We start from the raw sequence: 2585 nt of genomic DNA on the forward strand, positions 1-2585 counted from the left end.
CGGACGCACAACGCTTTCTGCCGTCCTCACCACCCATCGAAATCAGGCATTTCAGGACGGAGGACGAGGCTGCCGCCTGGCAATGGCTTGCCGCACAGCCTATCGGGGCAACAGCATCCGGCGCCCCTACCTGACGATCGTCAGCCGCTCGGCCGCCCGCGTGATGGCGGTGTAGAGCCAGCGCTGGCGGGTTTCCTTGAAGGCCCAGCTTTCATCGAACAGCACGATCTCGTTCCACTGTGAGCCCTGCGCCTTGTGCACGGTCAGCGCGTAGCCATAGTCGAAATCGTCGAAGCGCTTCTTCTGCTGCCAGGGGATATCGGCGTCCGGATCCTCGAACGCCGCCTTGAGCAGCTTGATCTTGGCGACGCCGCGATCCGGATCGTCCTCTTCCGGCGACACCAGAAGGTTGATGCCGGGCTTCACCGTCTCGCGCGACGATGTCATCACCTTCCACAGCGAGCCGTTGAGCAGGCCCTTTGCCGGATCGTTGCGCAGGCAGACGAGCTTGTCGCCGGCCTGCGGATAGTCGGCGTTGAAGCCCTTGAGCTCGCGCAGCCGCTGATTGTAGCGGCGCCGCGTGCGATTGGTGCCGACCAGCACCTGGTCCGCCTTCAGCACCAGTTCCTGGGTAACGTCTTCCTTGCCGATCACCTGCGCCGTGCCATAGTCGCCACGCATGAACTCGCGGCCCTCGCGCACATCGAGCGCCAGCCGCAGGATCGGGTTGTCGCGCGCCTGCCGGTGGATTTCGGTGAGCAGAAAATCCGGCTCGTGGTCGGTGAAGAAGCCGCCGCCCGAGATCGGCGGCAACTGGCCGGGGTCGCCAAGCACCAGGATCGGCGTGCCGAAACTCATCAGGTCGCGGCCGAGTTGCTCGTCGACCATCGAACATTCGTCGATGACGACCAGCTTGGCCCGCGAGATCGGGCTCTGCCGGTTGAGCGAAAAAGTCGGCGACATCGACGTCTTGCCGGTGATTTCGTCCGACACCGATTCCTCGCCTTTCGGCCGGTAGATCAGCGAATGGATGGTACGCGCATTGACCGCGCCCTTGGAGCGCAGCACCTGCGCGGCCTTGCCGGTGAAGGCGGCGAACTGCACCTGGCCGTCGACATGCTCGGCGAAATAGCGCGCCAGCGTCGTCTTGCCGGTGCCGGCATAGCCGAACAGCCGGAACAGCTGCGGCTGGCCGATCTTCAGCCAGCGGGCGACCGCTTGCAGCGCCTCGTCCTGTTGGGGAGAGAATTCCATCAGCGCGAGAGACCGGATTCGCAAGGGAAAGACAAGACAGCCGCCATCATCATCGATGCGCCGGGACGCTTAAGTGCCGCCGACGGGTCAGGCTATCAGGCACAGACAAGAACGTAAAGGGAACAATCGACCACGTCGGCTGGAAGCGAAATTCAGGCAATGGCCATGGCGGCCCGCGGGTCGCGGTCGTCGGGTGGTAGCGGAACGGGAGCGTATCCGGCATAGCTGACGCTCAACCGTGCCTGCCCGTTCGAACAGGACCGGAGTGCATCCTCCAGCTTGGACATATTTCTAAGCGGCACTGTCGCGTTGACGACGACGACCACGCCGCGGATTTCCCGACTCAGGATCTGGCCACGGCGGCTTTGCAGTTCGGCGATGACGTTGCCGACATGGGTTGCTGAAGTCATTACTTCGACCTTCATGATCGGCTCGAGCAACTGCACGCCGAGGCGTGGCGCGGCTTCGCGAAAGCAGGCGCGGCCGGCGATCTCGAAAGCCAGAGCCGAGGAATCGGTATCGTGGAAAGCGCCATCCATCAGCACCGCCTTGACGCCGATCATCGGGAAGCCCGCAAATGGACCTGAGGACAATATGCTGCGCAGCCCCTTTTCGACGCCCGCAATGTATTCGCCATGAAGCGCACCACCGACGATCCTGGACTCGAACACGGAGTCCGCGCTGTCCGCGTTCGGCTCGAACATGATCTTGACGCGGGCGAACTGACCGGTGCCGCCGGACTGCCTCTTGTGCGTGAAGTCCTGCTTGTGCGTACGGGTGATCGTCTCGCGATAGGCCACTTGTGGAGAACCAATATTCACATCGACCTGGGACTCGCGACGCAGGTGGTCAATGATGATGTCGAGGTGGAGTTCGTCCATGAAGGCGATAATGGTCTGGCCCGATTCCTCGTCTTGCATGACGCGGAAGAAAGCATCCTCGTCCGCCAGCTTCGCCAAGGCGATACGCAGCCGCTCCTGATCGGCCTTCGATTTCGGCTCGATCGCGATTTGCAGCAAAGGCCAGGGCGCGGCAGGCTTTTCCATCATGGGGATATGGTCGCTGGTGGCCCCAATATTTGCAACTGAGTGCAGGAGCGAAATCCGGACTGAGATAACGGAAGACTAAACTGATCTTTTTGGCCTGGCTGCTCGCAGCCTGCTGTCAGGGTCCAGGATCGTTCTCCAGCAGGATCGGCTTGCCGTGCGGGGTGGCATGTGCCGCGCGCTCCCAGGCCTCAGCCATCGCGTCGACATCGGCCTTGGCGGCCAGTCCCTTCGAGGCAAGCAGGCTTTCCAGCGCCGCCAGCCAATGTTCGTAATAATCATGGC

Annotated in this window: 1 protein-coding gene and 2 pseudogenes; all 3 read right to left on the reverse strand. The window is 62.4% G+C overall.

The genetic code is table 11. The annotated features are described in order from the left end of the window. Nucleotides 1-126 precede the first annotated feature (126 nt). A complete protein-coding gene (locus tag ENZ74_RS28525) occupies nt 127-1254 on the reverse strand; it encodes an ATP-dependent RecD-like DNA helicase (RefSeq protein WP_063168263.1) in 1128 nt (375 codons plus the stop codon). A gap of 152 nt (nt 1255-1406) precedes the next feature. Then, nucleotides 1407-2303 (reverse strand): annotated as a pseudogene (gene fusA, locus ENZ74_RS28530) (elongation factor G); the annotation flags it as partial. A gap of 115 nt (nt 2304-2418) precedes the next feature. After that, nucleotides 2419-2585, reverse strand: a pseudogene (locus tag ENZ74_RS28535) (SH3-like domain-containing protein); the annotation flags it as partial.

The organism is Mesorhizobium sp. M7A.F.Ca.CA.002.15.2.1 (assembly GCF_003998715.1).
Lineage (GTDB): Bacteria > Pseudomonadota > Alphaproteobacteria > Rhizobiales > Rhizobiaceae > Mesorhizobium > Mesorhizobium ciceri.

What these genes read in the sequence shown, in the direction of transcription:
- ENZ74_RS28525 (WP_063168263.1), bottom strand. Translation starts at nt 1,254, where the DNA reads ATGGAATTCTCTCCCCAACAGGACGAGGCGCTGCAAGCGGTCGCCCGC.